Genomic DNA, 25534 nt, shown 5'->3' on the forward strand with positions numbered 1-25534 from the left:
CGACAACAGCGTTTTTTGCATATTCGTTTGTGTGCGCGCTCACACGAAACAAAACATAGTCGCAACTTTCACAAGAAATTGTATCTGTAATGGAGGCAATAAACATCGTCCCTCAAAAACAATATAAGGTTCAAGTTTATGTTCCTAAGGGACGATTTCGTTTCTTTTTTAGTTTTTATAGAAACTAAAAGACAATTATTTATCTAGATATTTGTCCATAAGATACAATTTTAATGAAAGAGCCACATTGAGGCGATCTTCACTATCATTCGTATTGAGGTCTATGAGCTCGCAAATTTTTCTGTAACGATATTTCAATGTGTTGTAATGGAGTGAAAGGTCTTGAGCTGCGGCTTTCAACTGCCAGTTGCAACGTACAATAGTCTCGAGGGTTTCAACGAGTTGATTCTTTTTCTTTTTGTCGTGTTCGATAAGTTTCCCTATATAGTCGTAATAGAAAGCCACGGCTTCTTTTGTGTTATAGAGGTTGCCGAGAAGCTTATAGACGCCAAGATCTCTCCAGAAAATAGCATGTCCGCCGCCACAGGTTGTTCGTATCATTTCCAGAGCTTTTTGCGCCTCTTCATAACTTTGGTGGCAAGCAAATATACTATCTTTTGTATTTCCTACACCAATAGTAACGGTAAAATGTGTTTTTTTCGAAACTTCTTCTTGGATTGACGTAAGCGTTCTTAATAGTTTCTTTTTAAATTCATCGTAGTCACGTAGAGATGATGGAATGATATAAGCTATGGAATCGCTCATCTCTGCGTAGGGAACGTTAGGAAAATCCTTTTTTGTGATAGAGGTAGAAATGTTATAAATCCGCTGTTTTACCTCATCAAGAGTAGCTACTGCTTCGTCAATTTGCCGAGCTGTCTCAAACTGATGCTTGTAGTTATCTATATCGACTACCATTACAGCCTGAGGGCCGCGTAAATCCCAGTCGAAAAGTTGAGCACGATTCCAGACCTCCTTCTCAAACCGGACATTTTTTAAAAGGATGTCCTGGACAAATTCATCACGATATCGTTTCTCAGCTTCACTTTTAGCGATCCGTTTTTGAGTGCAAATTAAAATAGCTGTAATAGCATGAGAAATAGAGATGTCCCAACTTTTAGGAAGGGTCCCTAAGTCCTCTACATCGAAGAAAAGATACCCGTATGTTTTATCTCCAATAACTGCTTGTCGATTAGGGATCTCACGCACAAGTTGGGGTAAACTTGTTCTCCGGATACGGTCGACAAAGTCCTCAGATTGGGCACAGTAATAATTTTGTCCAAATACCGTATCGACAAAAGCTAAATCTACATGAATAAAGTACTGAAGGTTGTCGAGTATTTCGTCGATACTTTCTCCGTTCATAATAAGCTCGTAGAAAGATTGACTAACTTTCTCGGAGAAACGCAGCTCCTGAGCTTGTGCGTTTACTACATTAGAGAGTACCGGATTAATAATATCGCTAAAAGCAAAATCAATAGGTACATTAATAATGGGGAAACGAAGCTTGTTTGCTGCTTCTATTACTTCAGTTGGGAGAGTTTTCAAAAAGCGTTCCAACTTTATGCCAATGGCAGCCATTCCTCCCTTACTTAGATTCTCGATTACTTGCACCAGGGCTGTAGGATCATCTTTGAAAATATATCCAGAGGTAATGACAAATTCTCCTCCATGAACCCATCTCTCTATATCTGGAGCATCAAGAACAGTGACCGTAGATACAAGATTCGTATCAAGGCCACTTTCTCCAGCAACAATTTTCATTCGTCTCAACTCTGGGATTCGAAGCATTTGGCGTACAGTAATGGTCATGTATAAAAACTCCCTTCAATGTCTCTTTTCTCTGTTCTCTCATGCGATCTGGTTAACAACGTCTCTTTTCTCTGTTCTTTTATAGCCCGCCATTAGAAGAAGATGCTCCAGCATCGTTTTCTTTACTAGGGCTTGGCGAGATCTCTTCAATTTCTTCTGGTTTTATTATTTGTTTTAACAGGTTTTCCATAAGTTGTTTTTTTACTTGTTCTCCCGGGCTGAGCGAGCTATCTTTCCCCTCTCCAGTCGGAAAAGATAGCTTAATGGTTATATCGTCAATTTCATCGTCTCTTTTCTCCCGTGTGAAGGAGCTGTCTGTCGGTATAGGCGATTTTTGAACAGGCTGAGAGACTTTTAAATCGTACATTTTAAGATTGTCCCATGTCCCTTCAAGTGTAAAACTAGCCTCACGAAAATCTCGTACAGAGTAATACCCGCCTAAAAGTCCAGATAGGAACTTTTGAAGCAACAGGGGGTCTGTAATATTGTCTCCCACGCTTATGAGTCCCTTGATACCGCCAAGGAGGGCATTTAAAGCTTTCAAATTAATGTCTCCCATGCATTTTAGCGAAACGGTTTTATCTCCAAATCCAAGAGAGCCGCTTGCGTTTAAATAGCGATAAACAGGATCATTAGGAAAAGCGGAAATCCTGCTTCCTGGAAGGAGATAAAGGCTTCTTCCGTCGAGATTGAAATTAGCCATGATCGAACGATAACCAATTTTATCTGTGCCGCTTACTTTCTTAACAAGAGGGAATCCTTCTATGGCCCCTTCTTTTATATAGAGAGAGCCACTTCCGAAAACAAACTTTAACTGCCCCATTGTGCCAGAAGCATCAAGTTTGAGGGTCCCTTCCCCGGAGAGTTTCCCTTCTGGTGGTAGCCAGTCTATAGAGGCTTTTTCCAAGTCAAGCCCTTCTACTATAACATTTGCGTCCCACCTAAACTTTTGAGGATCGAAACTCCCAGAGATTGTACCTTCCCCTCCGTATGCTTGAACCTCCCCATCTGTAATTAAAAATTTCCCATCAGAACTTGTTTCAATGGGAAGCTGAATTCTGGAAAGAGTAAAGCCGTATAGTTTCATCTCTGAAGAAGAGATAAGCCCACTGCCACGAAGGCCTTTTTCGCTAACTTTCCCTTTCCATGAAGCGTTAAGGAAGCCAGAAAAGCGTCCTTTCCCATTTCCATTGGCAGCGAGAAGTTCAAGGGGAATGCCTTTTTCTCCTGTCGTTAAAGAAATTTCCCATCCGTCTTTAGCAAGGTCTCCTCCGCCTAGAATGGTTACAGGAACATTTTTATATATTCCATCGAGGGAAAAAACAAAAGCTCCGTCTTTTTGGGGTTGGGCTTTTAATGAGACGTCACTCAGAACAAGTCCGCCAATACGAATATGTTGAGATGTGCCTGTAGCCGAGATAGATGGCCGTTGTAGGGGGCCAGAAATAGAAATCTCACCAGCGATGTTCCCATCTACAGGTGATTGAGAAAGCCATTGTGACACTATTGCCTGGAGATTTGTGGGAGGGATGGTAATGTTCATATTTAACCCTTTCCCCACAGAAAATGTACCTGCCCCTTCCAATAATGACCCCGCTAGCATGGCCGTAACAGTTTCTATTTGTAACTCTGTTGGCGTCCCTTCTATTTTCGCTGTAACTTTATCGAAAAGAAGGCCAGAAAGCGTCATGTTCTCTCCTTCTATGATGGCTGTTAATAAAGGAGCCCTCGAGGTGCCAAGGATGTTGAAAGTTCCATTTACTTCCCCATCCATTTTTTGCCAGCCTGCCAAGGTAGGACCCATTTTGTTTACTTTCATGTGACGTATATCCCCTGTTATATTGAGAGCTATTCCAGGTTGAGCTATGTCAAAGGTACCGGAAAGCAGAAAAAGCCCTCCCCATATCCTTCCTCTGATTGCGTCTAGCGAAAATAGATTTTTTCTATACTTTCCCGACATTTCAAGGTCTTGAAGAGGAACCTTTTCAAAAATTTTATTGTTCTCCCCTTTTGCATTTATAGTAAAAATAGGATCTTTAAGAGAACCTGAAATTTGCCATGTTGCCGATAGAGATCCTGAAGCATGAAGAGGCTTTATATCTGGTAGAAGAGTCTCAAGAGCAGCAGTGGACAGGTTGTTCATGTTTCCTCTTATGTTGCAAATGGGTTCTTCTTTTGCGAAGAGGTGTTGTATCTCCCCCCCTCCTTTAATAGATGTTTTCTGAAAAAGAGCAGCGAAAGAGGGAATAGTAGTAATATTTCCCTTTTGTATGAAATCTAGGGCAAAACTTTCCAGGATATTACCTTTTATTCGAATCCGTTTAGATCGGATCTCTCCCTGAATTTCTGGTGAAGTAGAAAGACCTTGAAGAGAAACAGCAGCAGATACATCCCCTTCGAGGAGAAGAGCTTGAAATTCCGGCGTTATTTTTTGTATATTTTTGAGAGAAAGTTTCGGCACATCGAATGCAAGATCAAGGTTCGCCCCTTTTTCTTTAATAGTAATAGTGCCCTTCCCTTTTACTGGAGTAGCATGCCACAACCCCGAAGCATCTACAGTTATGAGGTGCTCTGGAGAGAAAAAAAGTTTCCCAGTCAGCTTTTCTAGAGGGAAGCCGGAAAGGACAGCAGACGTGCTAGTAAAGGTGGTGACTCCTTCTCTCTTCCCATTATGTATTGCCAACTCTACGCGGAGGGTATCGAGAGTTCCTTGTGCAAAACGAAGCCAGGGGAAAACGCCATACCATTCAGCTGTTTTTAACTCATGTCCCGTTACGTCTATCTGAACCATTTTTTGAGGAGAGATAACGATATTTCCCTGTACGTTGCTTCCAAAGAACAATCCATTTATGTCAAGAAAACTTAACGTCTTACCATCCCATGCCCAACGAGTTGTTCCCTGCGAAACGTCGAATCCCCAAATGTGCCCCTTCTCCACGGAAAGCTGCCCTTCCGCAACAAGGGATGGCCAACGGCCGCGAAGAATAATGCTGGAAGAAACGGTCCCTTCTAAAGGACGATCAATAGTCTTCTTAGCCGGAGGGAAAGCGAGCATGAATTTTGAGAGATTCACATTCTCTATTTTGCCGGCAAGCCCTATTTCCGGGCATACATATCCAGAAAGTTGGATAGTCCCTTCAGCTATTTTAAAATTCATATATTTAACAGAAATTCTCTCCCCTACTTGCCCTTCCATATTGATCCAGAGAGGGGCGTTATTTATTTTCACCCGCCCGTCTACTGTAATGTGTTGGTTATTTACTGATATTTTGCCTCTCCCAATATCTACAATACCTAAAGAAGAGCTGGTAATTTTCCCTTGGGATACGATGATATCCATAACAATATCTTGAGGTAGGTTCCATCTCCTAGCTTCCTCTTTTTTAAAAGATAGAAAGTGGTCTATGGAAAGAGAGAATTTTTCTAGACGAAGTCTCTTTAATCTCGGGTGGTCTGTTGCAAGAGATAATAGAGAGGGCCGAATAGAAAGAGTGCTAACCTGTCCAACAATAGCCTGACCGTTAGATATAACAACATCATTTATTGTAAACCCTCCAAGGGGGTTCCCATGAATGTCTCCTATTTCTATAGAATAAGAAGTCGCTGTTTCCAAGATTTTTTCCAAAGCTGCTCGAAGCGATGCAGTCCCGAGATCAATTTTAACGAAGGGGAGGAAAAAGATACCTCCTATCGAACAAATGAGGACGAATAGTAAAACAAAATAAATGGATCTTTTCATTGCCCACCTCTTACCCTTTCTTAGTTCACATATATATAAAGTTCACGATACTCTCTCTTGAAGATTTTGTCATCGGGAAGACGTGTAAAGAATACTCGTTTGATAATTTTAATTATTCAGTTTAAAACTACACACATATAGAGCCTTTTTAAAGGGCGTGGATATGTGGATAAGTGGATAACCCAGTGGAGAAGTCGTGGATTTAGTCCCACTTACCCCGTGCATTATAAGGATTGTGGATAACTTGTCCAGATGTGGAAATCATTTATAAAGCCACTAGGCTCTTTCCCATTAGTAGACAAGAGTAAACAGCTGTAATGGGCTATTTAGAATAATTTCACCTCCGCTATTTCCTGAAATCACCTTCCCTACCCCCTCTATGTGAGTCCCTTTTTTTATACTATTTAAAGGAAAAAGATCTTTTTCGCTTTTATATATGATAAGTGAGAGGCGTCCATCACGGAAAATATAACGTAAAGGCGTTTCTTTTACATCTTGAATTGTTGCAGAAAAAGAGACAAAATGTCCTCTCAGGAAAGGAAGGAACTCCCATATCTGTTTCGCAGTGAAACGACGATGACGAGCTAGTCTCCAAAGGCCCGCTTCCCTCTCGCAAGCGTCTCGAAAAGCATTTTGAATTCGGGATACATACTTAACATTAGGAGGAATGGTAGAAGGCATTGCTACACCCTGGCGTACGAGCTCTTCATTGACTAAAAATGTTCCTTCTTTCGTAATGCACCAAATATAGGCAAGAAGACGTTGGTAACAATCCCGTTTTTCAACGTCAAACTCTAAGAGGATTTGTCCCATTTGGAGCAGTTGTGTATTCATCTGAAGGGCTTCCTCCCCTAGTTCCTCTTCTCCACGATGGGGGTGGTGGAGTTCTGGTGTATCTATGAGAAGATAGCGCACCCGTTTTTCTGTTCCGTCGGGGAGAGACACAGAAATAGTATCTCCGTCAATAACTTTCCTCACAGAGACAGGGCAAAAGAAAGACGTGCAGGAAGCTTGTGAAGAAATAACGAAGATGGAGATAAGAACAACAAAAAGAAGCCATAACACAAAAAAGCGTTGCGTTCTTTTTTTAACATTCATAAGATATGCACCCGCCACGTAATATGTCGACAGAGCCAAGGATTTCCACCTGCTGCAATAAAAGATGTAATGGAAGAGATTTCGTATTTATTTATAGAGGGCAGAATAAGGTGTGTTACCCCTGCTGTTTTGAAGAGATGGGGAAGCCATGGAAGGCCTGGGCCTCGAAGAAAAACTCCTTTCATTTGGGAGATATATGGTTGAATGAAAGTAAACCACCTGTTTCGAAGAGTGTCTGAAGAGAGCCAACACCACTTGCATAAAGGTAATTTTTGAGGGGTTTCATCTTCAGGGAAAACATCAGGAGCCTCTCTTTCGTCATCAAGGATCACCATAGACCATCCCCAATCTCGCAGGAAAGGAGTAAGTGTTCGATCGTATCCCATAACTGCAACGTTATCGCCGGCTGGAATTCCTGCTATGGTATCGAGAGGAAGAGAAGGTCCTTCTGGAGGCAAGAGTGCTGCAGCGGCAGCAGAGGCAGCTGCGAATTCTTGAGGGTAAGGGGATGCAAAAAGAGATACGAGATCATGAGCAGTAGAGGCAAGGAGCCTTTGGGTGTGTTCTTCTCTGGAGGATAGTGGGATTTTTTCTCCAGGGGGAACCATGCCGAGCCCCCATCTTCCATCTTCAAAACTAACAATACTTGCGTGCCATCCAAGAATTATTTCTCGAACAGGAGCATCTTTCTGTTCTTTGGCTAGAGAAATAAGTTTTTCAAAAAAGCGCATAAGCGTCCCTCCATCTGTTTGGAAAACTTCCCTTTAAGGGTTATGATAACAAAAATAATGAATGAATATTATTTGATATTAGAGGAGGTTGGCTGATTGCCAGTCCAATTAAATATTGAAGAGATTCTTTGTATGGTTCAACCTTTCCGGCCAGCTTTGGATCGCTATATTGCGGGTCTTGTTTCTTTTTCTGGTCGGGTGCGATTGACAGGACCGCAGGATCCTGAAACCCTATGGGACGAACATGTTCTTGACTGTCTTTTTTCTCTTCCTTTTCTCCCTGATCAAGGGAAGGTTATTGATGTGGGGACTGGTGGAGGGCTCCCTGGGATAGTATGGGCTATATGTAGGCCCGATATACACGTAACTCTTCTTGATAGTGTGCGGAAGAAGTGCAAAGCCCTTGAAGAGCTTGTACAACTTTTGAGGTTAACCAATGTGGATATTGTTTGTGCCAGGGCCGAAGAGTATGCAAGAGAACAGAGGGAACGTTATATGTTAGCTGGCGCTCGGGCAGTAACAGGAACAGGGGTCCTTTTGGAATATCTATCTCCTTTTGTAGCAAAAGGAGGGGGGGTGCTTGCTTTTAAGGGGCCTCTTTACAAGGAAGAGATAGCCCCTTTAGAGGGGAAGTTTTTGCGATTAGGGCTTTCTGCAACAGACATTTCTCCGTATAGCATTAACAAAAAAGAACACTATCTTCTTAAATGGGAAAAAGTATTACCGTGCCCTAAAGAGTTTCCACGGAGATCTGGAATGGCAGAAAAAAAATTTTGGTGGAGGTGACACTGTGCTATCTATAGCTATTACCAACCAGAAAGGTGGAGTTGGGAAAACTACCACGTGCATCAATCTTGCGGCAGAATTAGGAAGCCTTGGCTATTCTGTTCTGGCAGTGGATATGGATCCGCAGGGAAACTGCACAAGCGGATTAGGAGTGGAGCCAGACACTATAAAGACGAGCCTTTATGATGTTCTTTTAGGGGGAGTCTCTATTCATGAAGCATTATCCCCTACCCCTTGGGAAGGCGTAACTCTGTTGCCAGCAACTATCGATTTAGCAGGAGCTGAGGTAGAATTGGCCTCCATTATTAGTCGAGAGACGTGTTTACGCCGTCACATGTCTCTCCTAAAAGATTTTGATGTGGCTATTATCGACTGCCCACCTTCCCTTGGCATGCTTACTATTAACGCTCTTGTTGCGGCGAACAAGCTGATAGTTCCTATACAATGTGAGTATTATGCCTTGGAAGGCGTTGGTCAATTAGCCCGTACCATCGGGCTTATTCGAGATTGTCTGAATCCTGATTTGAATATAGATGGAGTGCTCCTTACAATGTATGATTCCCGTACTCGTTTAGCGAATGATGTGGTAGAGGAAGTGAAGAAACAGTTCGGGGAGGTAGTTTTTTCTACGGTTGTTCCTCGAAACATTAAGCTTTCTGAGGCTCCAAGCCATGCGATGCCCATTGCATACTACGAACCCAACTGTTCTGGAGCCCAAGCGTATTCTACCTTTTCCAGGGAGGTTGCAAAAAGATGGCTGGAAGCAAAGGCAGAGCACTAGGACGGGGGTTAGGAGCCCTCTTGCCAGGGGCTAAGAATGTATCGTCCATCCATAACGATGAGCGGGAAGTACAAACACTTCCTCTCTCTCTTCTTCAACCAAATGATAAACAGCCACGTAAAAGTATGGATGAAAAGAATTTGCAGGCGCTGGCGGAATCCATTCGAACTCATGGAGTGATCCAACCGTTAGTGGTTCGTAAAGTGGGAGAAATGTATAACATTGTAGCTGGAGAGCGACGCTGGAGAGCGGCTCAGATAGCAGGCCTTAACGAAGTCCCAGTATGTTTTTTTAATGGGACAGATCAGGAAGTACAGGAGATCTCTCTTATTGAAAATATCCAGCGGGAAGACCTTTCACCCTTAGAAATAGCTAGAGCTATTCGAGAACTTATTGACATATTTTCTCTTACTCAAGAAGAAGTTGCTGAACGAATAGGATGGAGTCGCACCCTTCTAACAAATAAATTGCGTTTATTGCAATTACCTTCTTCTATTCAAAAAATGCTTGAAGAAGAAGATATTACAGAGGGCCATGCTCGAACATTGCTTGGCCTTCAATCTGAAGGACATATGCTGGTACTTGCACGGCGAGTACAGAAAGAGCATCTTTCTGTTCGGCAATTGGAATTGCTTGTGAAGCGATTTAAGGAGGGCTCTTGGGAGGAATCTAAGGAAAAGACTTTTTGTAAACAGAAATGTCCAGCTGTGTTCGAACACCTTGCAAAACAATATGGTCTTCAGGCACGGATTTCGGGAGATGGGGACGCATTACGTCTTTCTATTCGTGGTTTATCCATGGAACAGATAGAAAAATTGGGTTCTCTTCTTCAAGAATCAGCTGTCCAATTATTTCCCGGGAAATAGGGGAGGCGTTTTATATTGAAGGGACTAGAGGACCTTTTATTATTTGGAAAGGTTATTTCAACAGCCCTTCTTATAGCAGGTTATATATTCTTGGGCTATTGGATCGGGCGGTGGCTTTTTTCTAGAGGATACCCCGATACGGTTATTATAGGGTGTACATTATTAGGTGCCATTATTGGTTTATGGCAAGGATGGCTTTATTTAAAACAGATATGGCGTAAAAATAAAAGAAAGAGATAATTATTAATGTTTCACGTGAAACATATAGCGGAGGTGTGGCATCGTGGAAAGTATTTTTGCCCCATGGCGTATGGCTTATATCTCAAGTTCGACGGAAGAAAAAGAAGAGCATTGTATCTTTTGTGACTTTCCCAAAGAAGACCGAGATGAGGACCGTTTAATTTTGTTTAGGGGAGAAAGATGTTTTGTAATGTGTAATGCATTCCCTTACAATCCTGGACATTTAATGGTTGCTCCGTATCGACATACAGCGTTATATGAAAATCTTCTTGATGAAGAATTGTTGGAGATGCATCGCTTGGCTGGTCATTGTTTAAAAGTTTTAAAAAAAGTTATGGCACCACAAGGATTTAATCTCGGAGTAAATTTAGGCCGAGTTGGAGGGGCTGGTTTTGACGGCCATTTGCATTTGCATATAGTTCCTCGATGGAATGGAGATACTAACTTTATGCCAGTTTTAGCTGAGACTAGAGTGATCCCAGAAAGTCTTGAACAGACATATTGCAAAATAAAAGATGCATGGAGCCTTGAATGATTTCTGATTTTTTTTATGAACCTTTAAACAATGTAACGTACGAACTAAAAATAAAACGTTCTCTTTTCATTGCCCACGTAAGTGTTTCCAGAAGTGAGGAGATAGCCCGCCAGTTTATTTCAGATGTATCTCAAAAACATAAACAAGCAACCCATAACTGTTGGGCCTATAGGGTAGGAATTGATCCTATTATAGAATATTGTTCAGATGCAGGAGAGCCTTCAGGTACAGCTGGGAAACCTATATTAGGAGCAATTCAACGAGCGAACTTAACTTTTACGACTGTTGTCATAACACGCTATTTTGGAGGTATTAAATTAGGCGTTCGAGGCCTTATTGAGGCGTATGGGAATGCAACAACCCAAGCACTTGAAAAAGCAGGGAAAAAAGAGGGTCGAATGGGCAAAAGAGGATATGTAGAATTTCCTTACTCTCTTTATAAAACAATAGTCTATCAGTTAAAAAATCGCGATGTTTCAGAAGAAAGTATGCTTCCTGCCTATGCTGAAACGATTACTCTATCTTTTTTTGTCCCCCTTTCTTCTGTTCCTTCTGTAGAATCTTATTTATCAGAAGAAGAGGCTTCCGGTATGATAAAAAAATGGGGATGGGAAGAAACGTCCAAAGATCAGTAATAGTCAATACCTATATACTCTTTAATATTAAGGAGAAGGGGCTTTACACCTCCCTATGTTAACCTATATAATAGTCTGGTTAACATAGGGAGGTGCTTTTTTGTGAGATTTTCTGTTCGTAGCATGGCGATTGTTTCTCTCTTTTCTGTTTTAACGGCAGTGAGTGCGCAAATACGCATTCCTTTTCCAATTGTACCTATGACATTGCATGTTTTTGTGGTTTTGTTAGCAGGAATGCTTTTGGGGCCTAAAAATGGCGCTTTATCTCAACTTCTCTATTTTTTGCTTGGTGTTCTTGGCCTCCCGTTTTTTGCTGGCGGAGGAGGCGTGCAAATTTTTTTGTCTCCTACGATTGGTTACTTAGTGGGCTTTGTTATTGCTTCGTGGGTAGCTGGAAGCATTGTTTGGAAAATAGATATTCCTAAGGAGAATATTTTTCTATATGGGATAGCTGCTTTTGTTGGTCTCTTTGTAATTTACTGTATGGGAATGGTTGGCCTATATGTAAATCTTAATTTAATAGCAGGAAAAGCTGTGAGTTGGTTCGGTGTATTTAAGATAGGAGTTATGCCTTTTCTTCTTTCTGATATTATAAAAGGAGTAGGAGCTACATTTTTTGCGTGGAGAATTGTTCCTCTTCTTCAAAAATCTGGATTTATAACAATATAACTTAAAAAGTCAAGGAAAAGGGAGGCCCTTAAAAAATTTTTAGGGGGCCTCCCTTTTTATAATGTCCGTACTTGACTGGCAAAATAAGAGGGAATAGGGTTTGATTTTATTTGACCAATCATGGATTTAAAATCGTAACACTATCGATATAATGTTTCACGTGAAACTTTCGATACGCGCCTTTTTCATTCATATAGCGAATTTTCCCAAAGATAGGCCTTTCGGGCCAAGGTCTATCATGAATGCCGCCTATAGACCATGCTATGCCTGTATATCCATTGGGGTCTCGTCCATCTATTTCGTAATGGTCGTTTAAGTAGATTGCTCTTTTCAAGGCTTCTTCTGGAGAGAGGGACCATTCAAGGATTTTTTTCGCCCAATACATTCGAAGCCAACTGTGAAGTTTCCCATGAATGCACATGTCTTTCTGAGCCGCATTCCAGAGAGGATCATGTGTTTCTCCCTGTTCAAGTAATTCTAAGGAGTAAAAATATGGGCGAGAATCGAAACGGTGTTTGTTCAATGTGTTTTTTGCCCAATCAGGGAATGCATCGAATGTGTCATAGTTATCTGTATAAAAACAAAAATTATCGGCTAATTCTCTTCGAACAATAAGTTCTTCCAAAAAGTCTTCTCGTGATTGAGTGTCTATTTCTTCCTCCCCCTTATAAGATATGACTTCATAAGCTACTCGTTGAGGAGAAATATGCCCAAAATGCAGATAGGGGGAGAGGCCGGATAAGCAATCTACAGTGGGGTTATTTTTTTGTGTACTATATTGAGATATTTTTGTCTGTAGAAAAAATTCAAGTTTCTTCATCCCGTACGTTGTCCCAGGAGTCCATTGTAGGGATGGAATATTATTAAAATGAGGAAATACTTTTTCAACTACAGCCTGAAAGGGGTCTGTCTCTATAGTTTGTGAGTAAGGATGAAACAAAAGAGGAGGAATGTTTGTAAGAAAAGAGGGAAGTAACTTATTAATTTTAGATCGGAATGCCCTGGCAGTATATTCCCTTTTAGGGGAGGCTGTCCAACAAGGAATAATATTATGAGCATCCACTTCATAGAAAGGGATATGGATTTGTTCCGTTATTTGATAAATCCATTCTTTCTTAATGCGAAGGGGGTTAAAGTCTGTAAATAGCGCAGCGGCTTTAATGTTTTCTAATGTCTGTGGTAGGGAAAGAGGAGCTGCACCTGATAGTATGCATAAGGGGATGTTATAAGAAGCAAGTTCGTCTCTAACACGTTCAAGCCCGTGAATCATGAATGAATACATTGTTTTGTTTGCATGAAGATAGGATGGGGTTAAGCAGAATAGTACATGCAGAGGCTTCCTTTGTTCGAGGGCGTATTTTTGGGCAGCGAGCAAGGCCCAGTTGTCTCGAGCTCGTTGGTCTCTATTCATCCAATATACTACTGGACCTTCCCCAAGCTCTCCTTCTCTTATAATACGCATTCTTTTTTCCACGCCGATTCAGTCCTCTCTTTCCTAAAAGTCGTCCCCATTTATTTCCTGGGAAATAATAGTCATTTATCTTTTGAAAATATGTATAATGAAAAATATATTATTATTGATTCTAGCAAGTATAAGGGGTAGGGTAAACGGATTTTTATAAGGGTGGGATTATAGATGTGTATTTCTTACATGGCTTTATTAAGCCGTATCATATTGCTTGGTTTTGAACGAATTGTAGTAAAGATGTTAGGAAACGATGCTAATCCTTCGGCAGCTTTGATGCTTTTTGTTGGATTGGCCACTCTTTTTCTTTCCCCTTTCGTTTGTTTTATTCTCATGTCAGAAAATGTGGATTGGAATTTTTTGAAATATGTAGCAGGAAGCAGCGTTATTTATTCCTTTGCTTTTCTCCTCTATATTAAGGCTTTAGCAGAAGGAGAAGTATCTCTTGTTTCTCCTCTCTATAATTTCAACATACTTTTTCTTCTCCTTCTTTCAGTTGTTTTTCTATCAGAATCATTATCTGTCATGAAGGGGGTAGGATTGTTTTTTTTGCTTTATGGGGCAACCTTCCTCAATCGTCAAAAGAACATCTATCAATCATTAAAAGCCTTGTTTGTCGATAGACCTTGCCAGATGATGATGGTGTCCTCTCTCCTTTTGGCTATTGGACGGGTAATTGATAAAGGGAATGTATCAACAACATCTCCTGTTCTTTATTCTTTTTTCCTTTATTTCTTTGTGACTTTATACCTCGGAATTTGGCTGGTTATTACAGGGGCATTTAAAGAAGTGTTCTCGTTGTTTCATTGTCGTCCGTGGGTTTCTTTAGCCAGTGGATTTATAAATGCTTACGCTTATCTTTGTTTGCTTATCGCTTTCCAAAGTGTAGAAGTGAGCATTGCTGAACCTTTATCTATGTTGAGCATGGTGGTTACGTTATTGTTGTCAGTGATTGTTTTCAAGGAAAAGATACGCCAACGCATTACAGGTGTTTTACTCATGTTCGTCGGGGCGTGGTTTCTTTTTTCTTTTTGAGAAAAAATAAAGGAAAAACTCTTTTCTTTCTCTTACATGTTAGTAAATAAAACCCAATCAAATTTACTCGACTGGGTTTTATTTGCCTTCTTACAGTGTTTTATTCCTTAATCTAACCATTTCTCTATATTTGTGAGATAGAGGGTGTGGAGACGTCGGGTTATTTCCCCAGGCTTACCATTCCCAATAACTTGATCTCCCACGCGTACAACAGGTACAACCTCTTTTACAGTTCCAGTAATAAAAGCTTCGTCAGCTTCTGAAAGTTCCGTGAGGAGAGGACACCTTTCCTCCACTTCTATTTGTTCTTTCCGGGCTATTTCTAAAATAATTTTTCGAGTTGTTCCTGAAAGAACGCGAGTCGTAGGGGCCGTAATAATTCGGTTATTTTTTACAAGAAAGAAGGTGCTGTGAGCTCCCTCTACTATTTCTCCTTCTGGACAATAAAGTATTTCGAAGGTTCCTTTAGCTGCTTTTTGCCCTGTAAAGGAGAGCATGTAATTAATACTCTTAGCGCTGGGAAGATATCGTTCAGCGTTAATGGGGTGAAGAGTGACTCCTTTTTCATATATTTCCTGGTTTGGCTTTTCAACAGTCTCAAAAAGTACAAAGAAACGAGGAGAATTGAAAAGCTGATTCTCTCCGAAAGAGTCGCCTCCAGTTATATATGGACGGATAAGGACTTCTGAGTCCATTTTTGCGATACCTTCTCTTATTATCTCTGCAAAATGGTCTAGAGAGAGAGGCATAACCATTGACGAAGAAATAGCGGAACCTTCAAGGCGCTCAAGATGAGATCGAAGCATCAAAGGACGCCGAGAGTGAGTGCAAATTGTTTCAAAAACGCCTACACCTCGTTGAATAATAAGGTCTGTAACAGGGAGGGTCGCTTCCTCTAAAGGGAGATATTTTCCATTCATATAACATAGGTTCATAGCATTGTTCACCTCTTCATATTTTCGCTAGCTGCGATGGCTAGTATAACGTGAAAGGAAATTTGATGCATCAGTTTTTCTTCTAACAGATAAGAATGGTATGATATTAAAACAAAGATCTAAAGGGGGCTGCTTTGTCCTGTTCTTCTGGCGCTTTTGCAATGATTTCATGTTTATAAAAATAGTGCAAAAATGGCCAAGACACTGTGAAAGATGCTTTCTTATAGTGTCATTGTTTTTGTTGTTCCTTTTCCCCTTGCCCATCTATGGAAAAACTTCAATCTCTCATGTTCCAACGCTACTCGTTTTGCATTCTTATCATGAAGGCTATCCTTGGTCTGATGGTTTAACCGATGGAATTATGAAAACTTTTTCTCAATGGAATAGTACAACAAGAATTTTTGTAGAATATCTTGATGCAAAGCGCTCCGTTCCGGGCAAATATATAGCACACTTTGAAAATACTCTTCGGCTTAAGTATCAGAATATTCCTCTCGATGCCATCTTATGCTGTGATGATGAAGCTTTTTCTTTCCTCGCTCACTCTGGCAAAAGACTTTTCGGGGAAATACCTTTTATTTTCTGTGGGGTGAATAGCCGTAATTTTTCTCCCGATGAAATAGGGGCAAACACGACTGGAATTATAGAGCGAGTTGACATAGAAGGAACGCTGCGTTTGGCTTTAAGATTCTATCCTTATACGAGACACATTGCTGTTATTAGCGACTTGTCTCCCACTGCTATGAGTATTATCTCTCTTTTTCGTCAGAGTATAATTCCCTTCTCAGTTGAACTAGAAGAAATTGATCTTTTAGGGTTTTCGCACAAGGAATTAGAGAAAGCCCTAAAATCTCTTCCATCTCAGACCATCGTTCTTCTGTTGCAATTTTCCAGCAATGGAGAGGAAGAATATATGTCTCCTGCAGAGGTTATATCCTTTATTCAGCAAGCTACCGACGCTCCTATATTTAGCTTTTGGGATATTATGATAGAGGCAGGTGCCTTGGCTGGCAGTGTCTTACAGGCTAAAGAGCATGGCCGTGAAGCAGCTACTTTGGCTATACAAGCACTGGAAGGCACGCCTCCTTCTGATATCCCGATTCGTGAGGACTCTCCAATTTTTATGGTTAACTACCCTTCGCTGGAGTCGCGTTCCCTTTCTTTACGAGATGTTCCATACCTCGCTGTTTTTGTGAACGAACCTCAAAGTTTTTTATACAAGTATCGCAGAGTTATTGCTATAAGTGCAGCCATTACGACAATCCTTTTTATCCTCGCCCTCGCCCTTTTTTGGAATGATAGGCAGCTTAAAATAGAAATGGAGGCTCTTCGTTCTGAAACGGAACTTCTTGAGAAGCTTTTTGAAAACGCTCCTCATGGCACAATCCTTACAGATTGTAAAGGAAGGATTGTGAGGGCTAACAGGGTTTTTCTCAGAATGTTTGGATATAAACTAAAGGAAGTTTTAGGGCAAGATGCCGATCTTTTGCTTACCGATAGTCCTGATCTTTTAAAAAATGCCAGGGAGCTTTCAGAAGTAACAGTCAGAGGTGGCGTTATAAGTGAAAAAGAGACGTATAGAGTGAGAAAAAATGGGGTTCCTCTGCCAGTTCTTATTTCTACATACCCTTTGGTAGTAGATGGACTCTATCGAGGGTGTTACGGCATCTATTCAGATAATACCGCATCAAAAAAAAGAGAAGAAGCCGTTCGAGAACACTTACGAATGAAGGAAATAGTGGCATCTACATCAGCTCATCTTGTGAGTGAAGATCCTTTTGAGCAAACGGTTCTTGCCGTTCTTCATGAAGTTTGGCAGATTACAAAAACTCGCTATATGGCGTTTTTTTTCTTCGATACATCTGTTTTTGACAGAGGAATAGCCTATGTGCGGCATAGGGATGCAAAAGAGGGGGGTGGAGAATCTTTTCCATTGACTTTCGATGAAGTAGAGCCTTTAAAACGAGTCCTTTCGTCTCAGACCATGCTTTGTTTTGGTGAAGAGTATCCATTTTATTGGTCTTCTTTTGACAAAAATAGAATTTTTAAACCCTATCCTAAGGAATCGGTGTATATGCTCCCCATTCTTTGTGAAGATGAAGTTGCAGGATGTTTGACGTGTGCATCCTGTTGGGAGGGAGAGGCAAAAAATTCTGTAAAAAACCTTCTTGAAATCGTCGCTTTATTGCTTGGAGCTGCTTTATCGCGTAGGAAGACAAATCAATTATTTCGCGATAATATTTTATTGTTAGAAAAGACATTTCAGGAAACTTTTCATCTAATGGGACGATTACTGGAAATTAAAGATCCTTACACCGTAGGACATCAACAGAATGTAGCTATTTTAGCTCGGTTTATAGGGAGAGCCCTGCATTTATCTTCTTTCCAAGTTGACACTATTTATTATGCGGCTCTTGTGCACGATATAGGAAAAATCCCCATACCATCATCTATTCTCAGTAAACCCGGTAGCCTCAATGCGGCTGAATTTGCCATTATAAAAGAACATGCTCACTATGGAGCCGATATTCTTTCTTCTATTTGTTTTCCATGGCCGATTGCCGATATTGTGCGACAACATCATGAGCGTTTTGATGGATCAGGGTATCCTTGTGGATTAAAAGGGGATGAAATACGCCTTGAAGCCAGAATTATTTCAGTGGCGGATGTAGTGGAAGCAATGTCTTCTTTCCGTCCATACCGCCCCGCGTTGGGGGTAGATGCAGCTTTGCGAGAGATTCAAGAGCACCGTGGAGATTGGTTCGATCCTCAGGTTGTAGATACATGCATAGATGTTTTTGCGCGACATGGAAATACTATATGGGACAACGTATTACGTTCTTCTATTCATGTATAATGTGGTTCGACGAAAAGAAGGCGCACGTTCACTTGTCTGAAGGGGGGTACTTGCGTGTTTTTCCAAGTGTTGGCTATTAATCCTGGTTCTACAAGCACAAAGATTGCTTGGTTTCACGACGATGAGGAACAGTGGAGGGAAACCGTTCATCATGACCTCGAAATACTGGCCAAGTACGACCATATCGTCGATCAATTTGAATTTCGCTTGGCAACGATTCAAGAAGCGGCAACAGCTCATGGCGCATTTTTCCATTCTCTTAGTGCAGTAGTGGGTCGAGGAGGTCTTGTAGACCCCATCCCTGGAGGAACATATACTATGAGTGACGCTTTGTTAAGTAGACTTAAGCTGGGAAAGCCTTGGGAACATGCTTCAAACCTTGGTGGAATTCTTGCAGATGCTATAGCAAATCCTCTTCATATCCCCGCCTTTATTGTGGACCCTGTAGCTGTAGATGAAATGGATGAAGTAGCGAGGATTACAGGTCTTCCTGAATTGCCTAAAATATCTTTAGCTCATGCTTTAAACGTGAAAGCTACTGTGCGATTAGCTGCGCGAGATCTTGGTAAGCCTTGGGATAAGGTGAACTTTGTAGTGGCTCATATCGGTGGCGGCTCTACTGTTTGTGCCCATTGCCAAGGGCGTATGATAGATCTTAACAGCGGTAACGATTTTGGCCCATTTTCTCCAGAGCGAGCAGGGGGATTGCCTGCAGTAGATCTTGTACGCCTTTGTTTTAGTGGCCAGTATAGCCTTAAAGACATGCTCCGTAAGCTCGTAGGAAAAGGTGGTCTTATGGCCTATCTAGGGACGAGTGACATGAGGGAAGTAAAGAAAAGAATAGGGTCGGGAGATGCCAAGGCGAAGCTGGCTTATGAAGCGATGGCCTATCAATTTGCAAAAGAAATTGCTGCTCAGGCTACAGTTATGGCCGGTAAAGTAGACGCTATACTGATTACAGGAGGAGTTGCTTACGATAGTGATTTTGTTGCTTTGATACAGAACCGTGTTCAATGGATAGCACCAGTTTTAGTCTATCCTGGCGAAGACGAGATGAAAGCTTTGGCCGATGGAGCCCTTCGGGTTCTTAGGGGAGAAGAAAAAGCTAAAATATACGAACAAAGTCTTGTGGGAGGGAAAATAGAATGATGCACAACCTCGATTTTCTGATCGATATGTGTAAAAAGGGGCGACGTATGAACCTTGCCGTAGCCTGCCCCTACGGCGACGATGTTCTTGGGGCAGTATGTGAAGCCCACAAGTTAGGATTGATTAATGGACTCCTTATCGGTAACCCTAAAAACATTCGTGCTAAAGCAGAAGAACATGGTTTCGATCTTGCGGGACTTTCTCTTATCGAAGAGAAAGATGATTATTCCGCAACGGAAAAAGCTGTCCAGATGGTTTCATCAGGAGATGCGGACCTTTTGATGAAGGGGCTCATAAAAACTGCGACGTTGCTTCATGCTGTTTTGAACAAGGAGTGGGGGCTTCGAACTGGATCTCTTCTTTCCCACCTTTTCCTTTTTGAGATACCTCTTCTCCAGAAAAGAGTCATTGGTATCTCTGATGGGGGTATGAATATGTACCCAGATTTGAATGCTAAAGTTGCTATCGTAGAAAATGCGGTAAAGTGTTACCATAAAATTGGTGTTAGTAATCCCCTCATTGCAGCTCTAGGCGCTGTAGAGGTGGTTAATCCTGATATGCCTGCCACTCTCCATGCTGCGGCTCTTACCCAAATGAACCGCCGAGGTCAGATTACTGGATGTACTCTCGATGGGCCTTTTGCTCTTGATAATGCTGTAAGTATAGAGGCAGCGCAGATTAAAGGTATTGATTCGCCTGTAGCAGGACATGCTGACATGCTTTTAGTCCCTTCCATAGAGGCGGGTAACATGATAGGTAAAGTACTGTTGTATATGACTGGGGGGCGGGGGGCGGGTGTTATCCTTGGAGCTAAAAAACCAATAGTGCTCACTAGTCGTTTCGATTCTATGGAAACAAAATTGCTTTCTATAGCCCTTGGAGCTGTGGTAGCGAGTAAAGATTAGTTTTTTATTTTAAATTCTATCAATTCTATCAAGGAGGTCTTTAATTCTCATGGAACAGATTCGCTCTCTGACTCAACTACTTGAGTATGCAAAGAAAATTGGTTCGGAAAAAGGGCCCAAAAAGCTTTCTGTTGCAATGGCGGAAGACGCAGGTCTTCTCTCTGCCATTGAAGAGGCCAGAATTGCTGGTTTTGCTGAAGCCATATTGGTTGGACACAAGGAAAAGATAGAGGAGGCAGCGAAAGAAGCTAATATCGATTTAGCTCATTATGAAATAGTGGACGAGGTTAAAGGAGAGGCATTTATGGGCTTGACTGCCGTAGAAAAAGTTTCTTCCGGCAAAGCTGATATCTATATGAAAGGGCAGCTCCATACCAACCATTTCCTTCGCGGAATGTTGAACAAAGAGGTGGGGCTACGTAAGGGGAAAAATACCATCTCCCACTGCTATTTTCACTCTGTAGAAGGATACGATAGAGTTTTCTTTATTGCAGACGCAGCTTTTAATATGTATCCTGATCTGCAGGGCAAGGCAGATATTCTTCAAAATACAGTGAATTTTGCTCGAGCTTTTGGAGTTGCAGAACCTAAGGCAGCAGTATTGGCAGCTGTGGAAGTGGTTAATCCTGACATGCCTTGTACTATTGATGCTGCGGCATTGACTCAGATGAATCGTCGTGGTCAGATTAAAAATTGTATTGTTGACGGTCCTTTCGCTCTTGATAACGCAGTAAGTGAAGAGTCTGCTCGCACGAAGGGAATAATATCTCCAGTGGCGGGGCATGCCGATATCCTTCTGGTTCCAGATATTGAAGCTGGTAACATGATGGTCAAAGCTCTTGTCTATTTCTCGAAAAACGAAACAGCTGGTTTAATTCTCGGAGCGGCAGCACCAGTTATCTTGACGAGTCGTGCTGATTCGCCGAGAGCCAAACTTCTTTCCATAGCCGCAGCTGTTGTTCTTTCATCCTTCGAAGAATAACCCCTAATACAATTAAATATACCTCATGTAGAGAGGGCTTTTAAAGCCCTCTCTACAAAAGAGAAGGAGGAGCAATCGTGAGGATACTTGCCATAAACCCAGGCTCTACGAGTACTAAAATAGCTCTTTTCGATGACACATCTCAGGTTTGGGATGATGCACAAAGGTACCCGATCCATCAGATCCGACAGTTCCCCTCCATTTCAGCTCAGGAAGAATTCCGTTTTATAGAAATTAAAAAAATATTGGAAGTACATAATACAGACCCATCTTCTCTTGATGCTATAGTGGGAAGAGGTGGCCTTTTGAAACCCATTCCTGGCGGTACTTATATAATAAACGATGTAATGCTTGATGACCTTCGATCATGTCGATACGGTTCTCATGCCTGTAATCTTGGAGCCCCCCTGGCTTTTAGGCTGGCTCAGGAAAGTGGATGTGGGAAGGCTTATACTGTAGATCCAGTTGTTGTAGATGAGATGATTCCCGAAGCACGCCTTTCTGGATTGCCAGAAATAGAGCGTCGCTCTCTCTTCCATGCGCTTAATCAGAAGGCGGTTGCGCGTCATGCTTCTTCAGAACTAGGGAAAGAGTATAAGGAATGCTCTTTTATAGTAGCCCATATGGGTGGAGGTATATCTGTAGGAGCTCACGATCATGGGCGAGTCATAGATGTGAATAATGCTCTTGACGGAGAAGGACCATTTACCCCGGAACGATCTGGCTCTTTACCTGCAGGGACTCTTGTACACCTTGCCTTTAGCGGTCAATATGATTTGAATGGTCTTTTAAGGCGTTTAGTAGGGGAAGGCGGAATTGTCGCCTATCTTGGTACGAATGATTTGAGAGAAGTTTTACAAATGATCGAGGCCGGAGACGCAAAAGCGGCTCTTATTTTTGAAGCCCTAGCCTATCAGATTGCAAAAGAAATAGGGGCCTCGTCTGCGGTGTTGAAAGGTTTGGTAGATGGAATTATCCTCACAGGAGGCCTTGCGTATAGTGAAAGCCTTGTGGAAAAAATCCGAAAAAGGGTTTCTTTCATTGCTCCAGTTTTTGTCTACCCTGGAGAGGATGAGCTAAGAGCATTAGCAGAAGGAACGCTTCGTGTCCTTACAGGTCAGGAAAAACCGAGAGAATATCGTTAAATATGAAGAGAAAAAGGGCCCCATTCATGAGGGCCTTAGATTGCAGACACAGCCCCTCGGAAAAGTCTTTCCGAGGGGCTGTGTTCGTCTTTTCATAAAGATCTGGCGAAGTTTTATTTGCAAAAAAAAGAGAGAATGTTATGATTATTTTGGTTTCGTATAATAGATGAAAAATCCATGGAGTGAAACAAATAATGAAAAACCAGAGTCAAATTCGAGTTATAGATAGAGCTTTTACTCTCCTTTTTTTTATGGCCCATGAAAAGAGGCCTATGGGTGTTACAGAGATAGCTCGAGGTGTGAATCTCCCGAAAGCTACCGTATATCGAATTCTCGACAGTCTCGCAGTCCAGCGCATGGTGATTGAACGAGAAGGTTCGTATGAAATGGGACCGGCTACATTATTTTTAGCTGATGCCTATCGTTCTCAAGTAGCTTTTGCCGAGGTAGCCAGGCCTTTTTTAGAGAAGCTGAATAGAGGAACGAAAGAGACCGTTCATCTCTTTATCTTCGAAAAAGGGGAGTTATTTTACCTCGATAAACTTGAAAGTCCTTACCAAGTTCGTATGCATTCGAGAGTAGGAGTGAAAGGGTCTTTAACCCGCCTTTCAGCAGGACAAGCGATACTTTCCTGTCTTCCTAAAGAAGAAGTTATTCAATTTCTTGGAGAAGAGGCGACTCCTGGCCTTTTCTCTGAATTGCAAAAAATTCAAAATCGAGGATATGCCATTGATGATGAAGAAAACGAAAAAGGTCTTCGTTGCGTAGGGGCTGCAATTATGGATGCTCATGGAGACCCTGTAGGTGCGATTAGTATTTCAGCTCCAGTATATCGTTTAGATTTTCAGGTGATCTCTCAGTATGGAGAAGAGGTTTGTCAGACGGCAAAGTTTATTAGCGAGGCTTTAATACGCTATGAAAAAGAGAGGAACCAAAACACATAAAACTAAAGAAGCCCTTTATGGCTAAAGGAGGAGTAGGGTATGCTTCGAACACCTAAACTGGTTATGATCCCAGGGCCAACGCCTGTTGTTCGGTCTATTCAAGACCAAATGGGTCGGGAAACAGTTGCTTTTGGAGATCCCTTCTTTGTTCAGGATTATAAGGAAGTTCTGGCCGATCTGAAAGAGCTTTGGAAATGTAGTGGTGAAGTATTTGTAATTGCTGGTTCTGGAACATTAGCCATGGAAATGGCTATAGCCAACATTACAAAACAGGGGGACCATGTGTTGATTTGCTCGAATGGTTTTTTTGGCGACAGATTCATTGAGATGTGTCAGCGAAAAAGGCTTAATGTAGATGTCCTTTCAGCTCCTTGGGGTACGTCTGTTACAGCGGATGATGTAGAGAAAAAGTTGGTAGAGAAAAAATACGATGTTGTGACAGTTACTCACGTAGAAACTGCCACAGGGGTAGTAGCTCCCATAGAAGCAATTGGTAAAGTAGTAAAAGCTCATGGGGCTCTCTATGTTGTTGATGGCGTTGCTGCTACTGCTGGAGCAGCGCAATATGTGGACCCTATGGGGATTGATGTGTTGCTTTCCTGTTCGCAGAAGGCTTTTGGCGTTGCTCCCGGCCTTGCCATCCTTTGGGCAAGTAGAGAGGCTGTGGAGAAAAGAAAATCCTTAAATCCCATTCCCGAATCCTATATAGACTTCGAAAAATGGCTTCCTGTAATGCACGATCCCTCCAAATATTGGGGAACGCCGGCAATTAATCTGATCTGGGCGTTGAAAGAATCTCTGCAGATTATTAAAGAAGAAGGGATTGTTGAACGTTACGCTCGACATCTTCGTCAGGCTGCTTTTGCAGATGGGGCTCTTGAGGCCATAGGTTTTACTGTGGCAGCAGAAAAATTGTTCCGAGCACCCACTCTCTCTGTATATCTCTATCCTCAAGACGCCAATGTAGATGATTTACAGTTCCGAAAAATCCTTGCTGAGGAAGGAACTCAAACAGCTGGTTGCCTTGGCGAATATGCAGGAAAAGGTTTTCGAATGGGACATATGGGCAATATAGATAAACATACTCTCGTCTCGGCAGTAGCATCTGTTGAAAGGGCTGCCATGCGATGTGGTATGAATGTAGAACCTGGTACGGGGTTGAGCGTTCTACAACAAGGGCTTGTAGATGAGCATTAAACTCTTTCTCTTCAGGATGTTCTCGTTCTTAGCACGGGAAAGAGGGGTTTGCTCTGCATAGAGCTCCCTTTTCTTATATGGATGGGAGGAACGCAGGTATGGCTGGAATGGAAGGAATTTTTGCCCCAATAGCAACAGCTTTTGGAGATGATGAACGCATTGATCTGGCACGTTTTCAGGAAAATATAGAGAAGTTTAATGCCACGTCGTTAGAAGGTCTTGTTATCCTTGGCAGCAACGGAGAGTTCGTTCTTCTCTCCCAAGACGAAAAAGTATCTTTAGTTGCAGAAGCCAGGAAAAGACTTTCTCCACATAAAAAAGTAATAGCAGGAACAGGCTGTGAGTCTTTAAGGGAAACTATTGAGCTCACAAAAAGATGTGCAGATGCAGGAGCTAGCGCAGTTCTTATTGTCTCGCCATCCTACTATAAAAGCGATATGACTTTTGAAGCACTTGAAAAGTTTTTTACGGCAATAGCTGATGCATCTCCTCTTCCTGTCATGATCTATAACATGCCTCGAAACACAGGGATTAACATCCCTTCTTCTTTAACCGTAAAACTTGCCTATCATCCTAATATCACAGGCATAAAAGATAGCTCGGGGAATATTACTCAAATTGCTGAAGTTGTGGCAAAAGCTCCTGAGAACTTCTCTGTTTTTGCCGGTTCCGGAAGTTTCCTGTTAGCGACTCTTATGCTTGGTGGCGTAGGGGGAACTCTTGCTGTGGCCAACGTTGTTCCTAATTACTGTGTAACTATCTATAACGCATGGAAAGCTGGAGAAATAGAAAAAGCACGGAAATTACAGCTGGCTCTTCTCGACCTCAATGCGGCAGTAACGTCTCGTTTTGGTATAGGCGGCATGAAAGCTGCTATGGATATAGCAGGATTTTTTGGTGGAAGTGCCCGATTCCCCATCCTCAATGCATCAGAGGGAGCGAAAAAAGAAATCCGGGCAATTTATGAGAAAACTATCGCTGCTTATAAAGCTATCACAGGAGAAGAATATCTCGGGATTTCCTAGGAT

22 protein-coding genes are annotated in these 25534 nt (G+C 41.9%); 16 read left to right on the plus strand and 6 right to left on the minus strand.

The window, feature by feature from the left end; translation table 11 throughout:
* Positions 1-195: 195 nt before the first annotated feature.
* From K360_RS0101100 to K360_RS0101115, 4 genes are all read right to left on the minus strand, one after another.
* On the minus strand, positions 196-1812 hold the full coding sequence (locus K360_RS0101100; protein ID WP_024821344.1) for a PucR family transcriptional regulator: 1617 nt from the start codon (positions 1810-1812) through the stop codon (positions 196-198).
* Between the two features lie 79 nt (positions 1813-1891).
* A complete protein-coding gene (locus K360_RS0101105) occupies positions 1892-5551 on the minus strand; it encodes a hypothetical protein (RefSeq protein ID WP_024821345.1) in 3660 nt (1219 codons plus the stop codon).
* 291 nt (positions 5552-5842) lie between these two features.
* Positions 5843-6649 carry a thermonuclease family protein gene (locus tag K360_RS10905; RefSeq protein ID WP_024821346.1) on the minus strand — a complete coding sequence of 269 codons (807 nt, stop codon included), beginning with the start codon at positions 6647-6649 and terminating at the stop codon, positions 5843-5845.
* Positions 6646-7380: a Rossmann-like domain-containing protein gene (locus tag K360_RS0101115; RefSeq protein WP_024821347.1), complete on the minus strand. Its 735-nt coding sequence runs from the start codon at positions 7378-7380 to the stop codon at positions 6646-6648. The genes K360_RS10905 and K360_RS0101115 overlap by 4 nt, the downstream gene beginning before the upstream one ends.
* A 96-nt stretch (positions 7381-7476) precedes the next feature.
* Here K360_RS0101115 and rsmG point away from each other — a divergent pair, with 96 nt between their 5' ends.
* From rsmG to K360_RS0101150, 7 genes are all read left to right on the plus strand, one after another.
* Positions 7477-8166: a 16S rRNA (guanine(527)-N(7))-methyltransferase RsmG gene (gene rsmG / locus K360_RS0101120; protein WP_024821348.1), complete on the plus strand. Its 690-nt coding sequence runs from the start codon at positions 7477-7479 to the stop codon at positions 8164-8166.
* A gap of 4 nt (positions 8167-8170) precedes the next feature.
* Positions 8171-8947, plus strand: coding sequence for a ParA family protein (locus K360_RS0101125; protein WP_024821349.1), 777 nt, complete (start codon positions 8171-8173; stop codon positions 8945-8947).
* Entirely contained in the window at positions 8920-9813 is an 894-nt protein-coding gene (locus tag K360_RS0101130) for a ParB/RepB/Spo0J family partition protein (RefSeq protein WP_024821350.1), read from the plus strand. Before K360_RS0101125 ends, K360_RS0101130 begins: the two co-directional genes overlap by 28 nt.
* A gap of 15 nt (positions 9814-9828) precedes the next feature.
* The gene (locus tag K360_RS0101135) at positions 9829-10053 is read left to right on the plus strand and encodes a hypothetical protein (protein ID WP_024821351.1); all 225 of its coding nucleotides are present in this window, start codon (positions 9829-9831) and stop codon (positions 10051-10053) included.
* Positions 10054-10096: 43 nt separating this feature from the next.
* Positions 10097-10588, plus strand: coding sequence for an HIT family protein (locus tag K360_RS0101140; RefSeq protein WP_024821352.1), 492 nt, complete (start codon positions 10097-10099; stop codon positions 10586-10588).
* A complete protein-coding gene (locus K360_RS0101145) occupies positions 10585-11223 on the plus strand; it encodes an IMPACT family protein (protein WP_024821353.1) in 639 nt (212 codons plus the stop codon). The genes K360_RS0101140 and K360_RS0101145 overlap by 4 nt, the downstream gene beginning before the upstream one ends.
* A gap of 102 nt (positions 11224-11325) precedes the next feature.
* Positions 11326-11892 (plus strand): biotin transporter BioY, encoded by a 567-nt coding sequence (locus K360_RS0101150; RefSeq protein ID WP_024821354.1) that lies wholly within the window; start codon positions 11326-11328, stop codon positions 11890-11892.
* A gap of 118 nt (positions 11893-12010) precedes the next feature.
* Here the strand turns inward: K360_RS0101150 and phrB are convergent, their stop codons facing one another.
* Complete coding sequence (gene phrB / locus K360_RS0101155; protein ID WP_211235514.1) at positions 12011-13366, minus strand: deoxyribodipyrimidine photo-lyase; 1356 nt, start codon at positions 13364-13366, stop codon at positions 12011-12013.
* A 162-nt stretch (positions 13367-13528) separates the two neighbouring features.
* Here phrB and K360_RS0101160 point away from each other — a divergent pair, with 162 nt between their 5' ends.
* Positions 13529-14392 (plus strand): DMT family transporter, encoded by an 864-nt coding sequence (locus K360_RS0101160; protein ID WP_024821356.1) that lies wholly within the window; start codon positions 13529-13531, stop codon positions 14390-14392.
* Positions 14393-14499: 107 nt separating this feature from the next.
* On the opposite strand, the gene K360_RS0101165 is transcribed toward K360_RS0101160, so the two are convergent.
* Complete coding sequence (locus K360_RS0101165; RefSeq protein ID WP_024821357.1) at positions 14500-15327, minus strand: aminotransferase class IV; 828 nt, start codon at positions 15325-15327, stop codon at positions 14500-14502.
* Positions 15328-15553: 226 nt separating this feature from the next.
* Between K360_RS0101165 and K360_RS10910 the strand changes: the two genes are divergently transcribed.
* The 8 genes from K360_RS10910 (at position 15554) to K360_RS0101210 (ending at position 25531) form a co-directional block, all read left to right on the plus strand.
* Entirely contained in the window at positions 15554-18184 is a 2631-nt protein-coding gene (locus K360_RS10910; protein WP_024821358.1) for an ABC transporter substrate binding protein, read from the plus strand.
* Between the two features lie 54 nt (positions 18185-18238).
* Complete coding sequence (gene buk, locus K360_RS0101175) at positions 18239-19333, plus strand: butyrate kinase (RefSeq protein ID WP_024821359.1); 1095 nt, start codon at positions 18239-18241, stop codon at positions 19331-19333.
* A complete protein-coding gene (locus K360_RS0101180) occupies positions 19330-20238 on the plus strand; it encodes a bifunctional enoyl-CoA hydratase/phosphate acetyltransferase (protein WP_024821360.1) in 909 nt (302 codons plus the stop codon). Before buk (K360_RS0101175) ends, K360_RS0101180 begins: the two co-directional genes overlap by 4 nt.
* A 49-nt stretch (positions 20239-20287) precedes the next feature.
* Complete coding sequence (locus K360_RS0101185; protein WP_024821361.1) at positions 20288-21220, plus strand: bifunctional enoyl-CoA hydratase/phosphate acetyltransferase; 933 nt, start codon at positions 20288-20290, stop codon at positions 21218-21220.
* Between the two features lie 77 nt (positions 21221-21297).
* Positions 21298-22365, plus strand: coding sequence for a butyrate kinase (buk, locus tag K360_RS0101190; RefSeq protein ID WP_024821362.1), 1068 nt, complete (start codon positions 21298-21300; stop codon positions 22363-22365).
* Between the two features lie 194 nt (positions 22366-22559).
* A complete protein-coding gene (locus K360_RS0101200) occupies positions 22560-23309 on the plus strand; it encodes an IclR family transcriptional regulator (RefSeq protein WP_024821364.1) in 750 nt (249 codons plus the stop codon).
* A gap of 39 nt (positions 23310-23348) precedes the next feature.
* A complete protein-coding gene (locus K360_RS0101205) occupies positions 23349-24506 on the plus strand; it encodes a pyridoxal-phosphate-dependent aminotransferase family protein (protein WP_024821365.1) in 1158 nt (385 codons plus the stop codon).
* Positions 24507-24604: 98 nt separating this feature from the next.
* Positions 24605-25531 carry a dihydrodipicolinate synthase family protein gene (locus tag K360_RS0101210; protein WP_024821366.1) on the plus strand — a complete coding sequence of 309 codons (927 nt, stop codon included), beginning with the start codon at positions 24605-24607 and terminating at the stop codon, positions 25529-25531.
* The last annotated feature ends 3 nt before the right edge of the window (positions 25532-25534 follow it).

Origin of the sequence: Aminobacterium mobile DSM 12262, assembly GCF_000526395.1 — a bacterium.
GTDB lineage: Bacteria > Synergistota > Synergistia > Synergistales > Aminobacteriaceae > Aminobacterium > Aminobacterium mobile.

Bases quoted from the DNA above. Each gene is read 5' to 3' on its own strand.
- K360_RS0101185 (WP_024821361.1), top strand. From the start codon at position 20,288: ATGGAACAGATTCGCTCTCTGACTCAACTACTTGAGTATGCAAAGAAA.
- K360_RS0101205 (WP_024821365.1), top strand. From the start codon at position 23,349: ATGCTTCGAACACCTAAACTGGTTATGATCCCAGGGCCAACGCCTGTT.
- K360_RS0101165 (WP_024821357.1), bottom strand. From the start codon at position 15,327: ATGAACCTATGTTATATGAATGGAAAATATCTCCCTTTAGAGGAAGCG.
- K360_RS0101100 (WP_024821344.1), bottom strand. From the start codon at position 1,812: ATGACCATTACTGTACGCCAAATGCTTCGAATCCCAGAGTTGAGACGA.
- K360_RS0101130 (WP_024821350.1), top strand. From the start codon at position 8,920: ATGGCTGGAAGCAAAGGCAGAGCACTAGGACGGGGGTTAGGAGCCCTC.
- K360_RS0101160 (WP_024821356.1), top strand. From the start codon at position 13,529: ATGTGTATTTCTTACATGGCTTTATTAAGCCGTATCATATTGCTTGGT.
- K360_RS0101105 (WP_024821345.1), bottom strand. From the start codon at position 5,551: ATGAAAAGATCCATTTATTTTGTTTTACTATTCGTCCTCATTTGTTCG.
- K360_RS0101145 (WP_024821353.1), top strand. From the start codon at position 10,585: ATGATTTCTGATTTTTTTTATGAACCTTTAAACAATGTAACGTACGAA.
- K360_RS0101200 (WP_024821364.1), top strand. From the start codon at position 22,560: ATGAAAAACCAGAGTCAAATTCGAGTTATAGATAGAGCTTTTACTCTC.
- K360_RS0101180 (WP_024821360.1), top strand. From the start codon at position 19,330: ATGATGCACAACCTCGATTTTCTGATCGATATGTGTAAAAAGGGGCGA.
- K360_RS0101115 (WP_024821347.1), bottom strand. From the start codon at position 7,380: ATGCGCTTTTTTGAAAAACTTATTTCTCTAGCCAAAGAACAGAAAGAT.
- K360_RS10905 (WP_024821346.1), bottom strand. From the start codon at position 6,649: ATGAATGTTAAAAAAAGAACGCAACGCTTTTTTGTGTTATGGCTTCTT.
- K360_RS0101210 (WP_024821366.1), top strand. From the start codon at position 24,605: ATGGCTGGAATGGAAGGAATTTTTGCCCCAATAGCAACAGCTTTTGGA.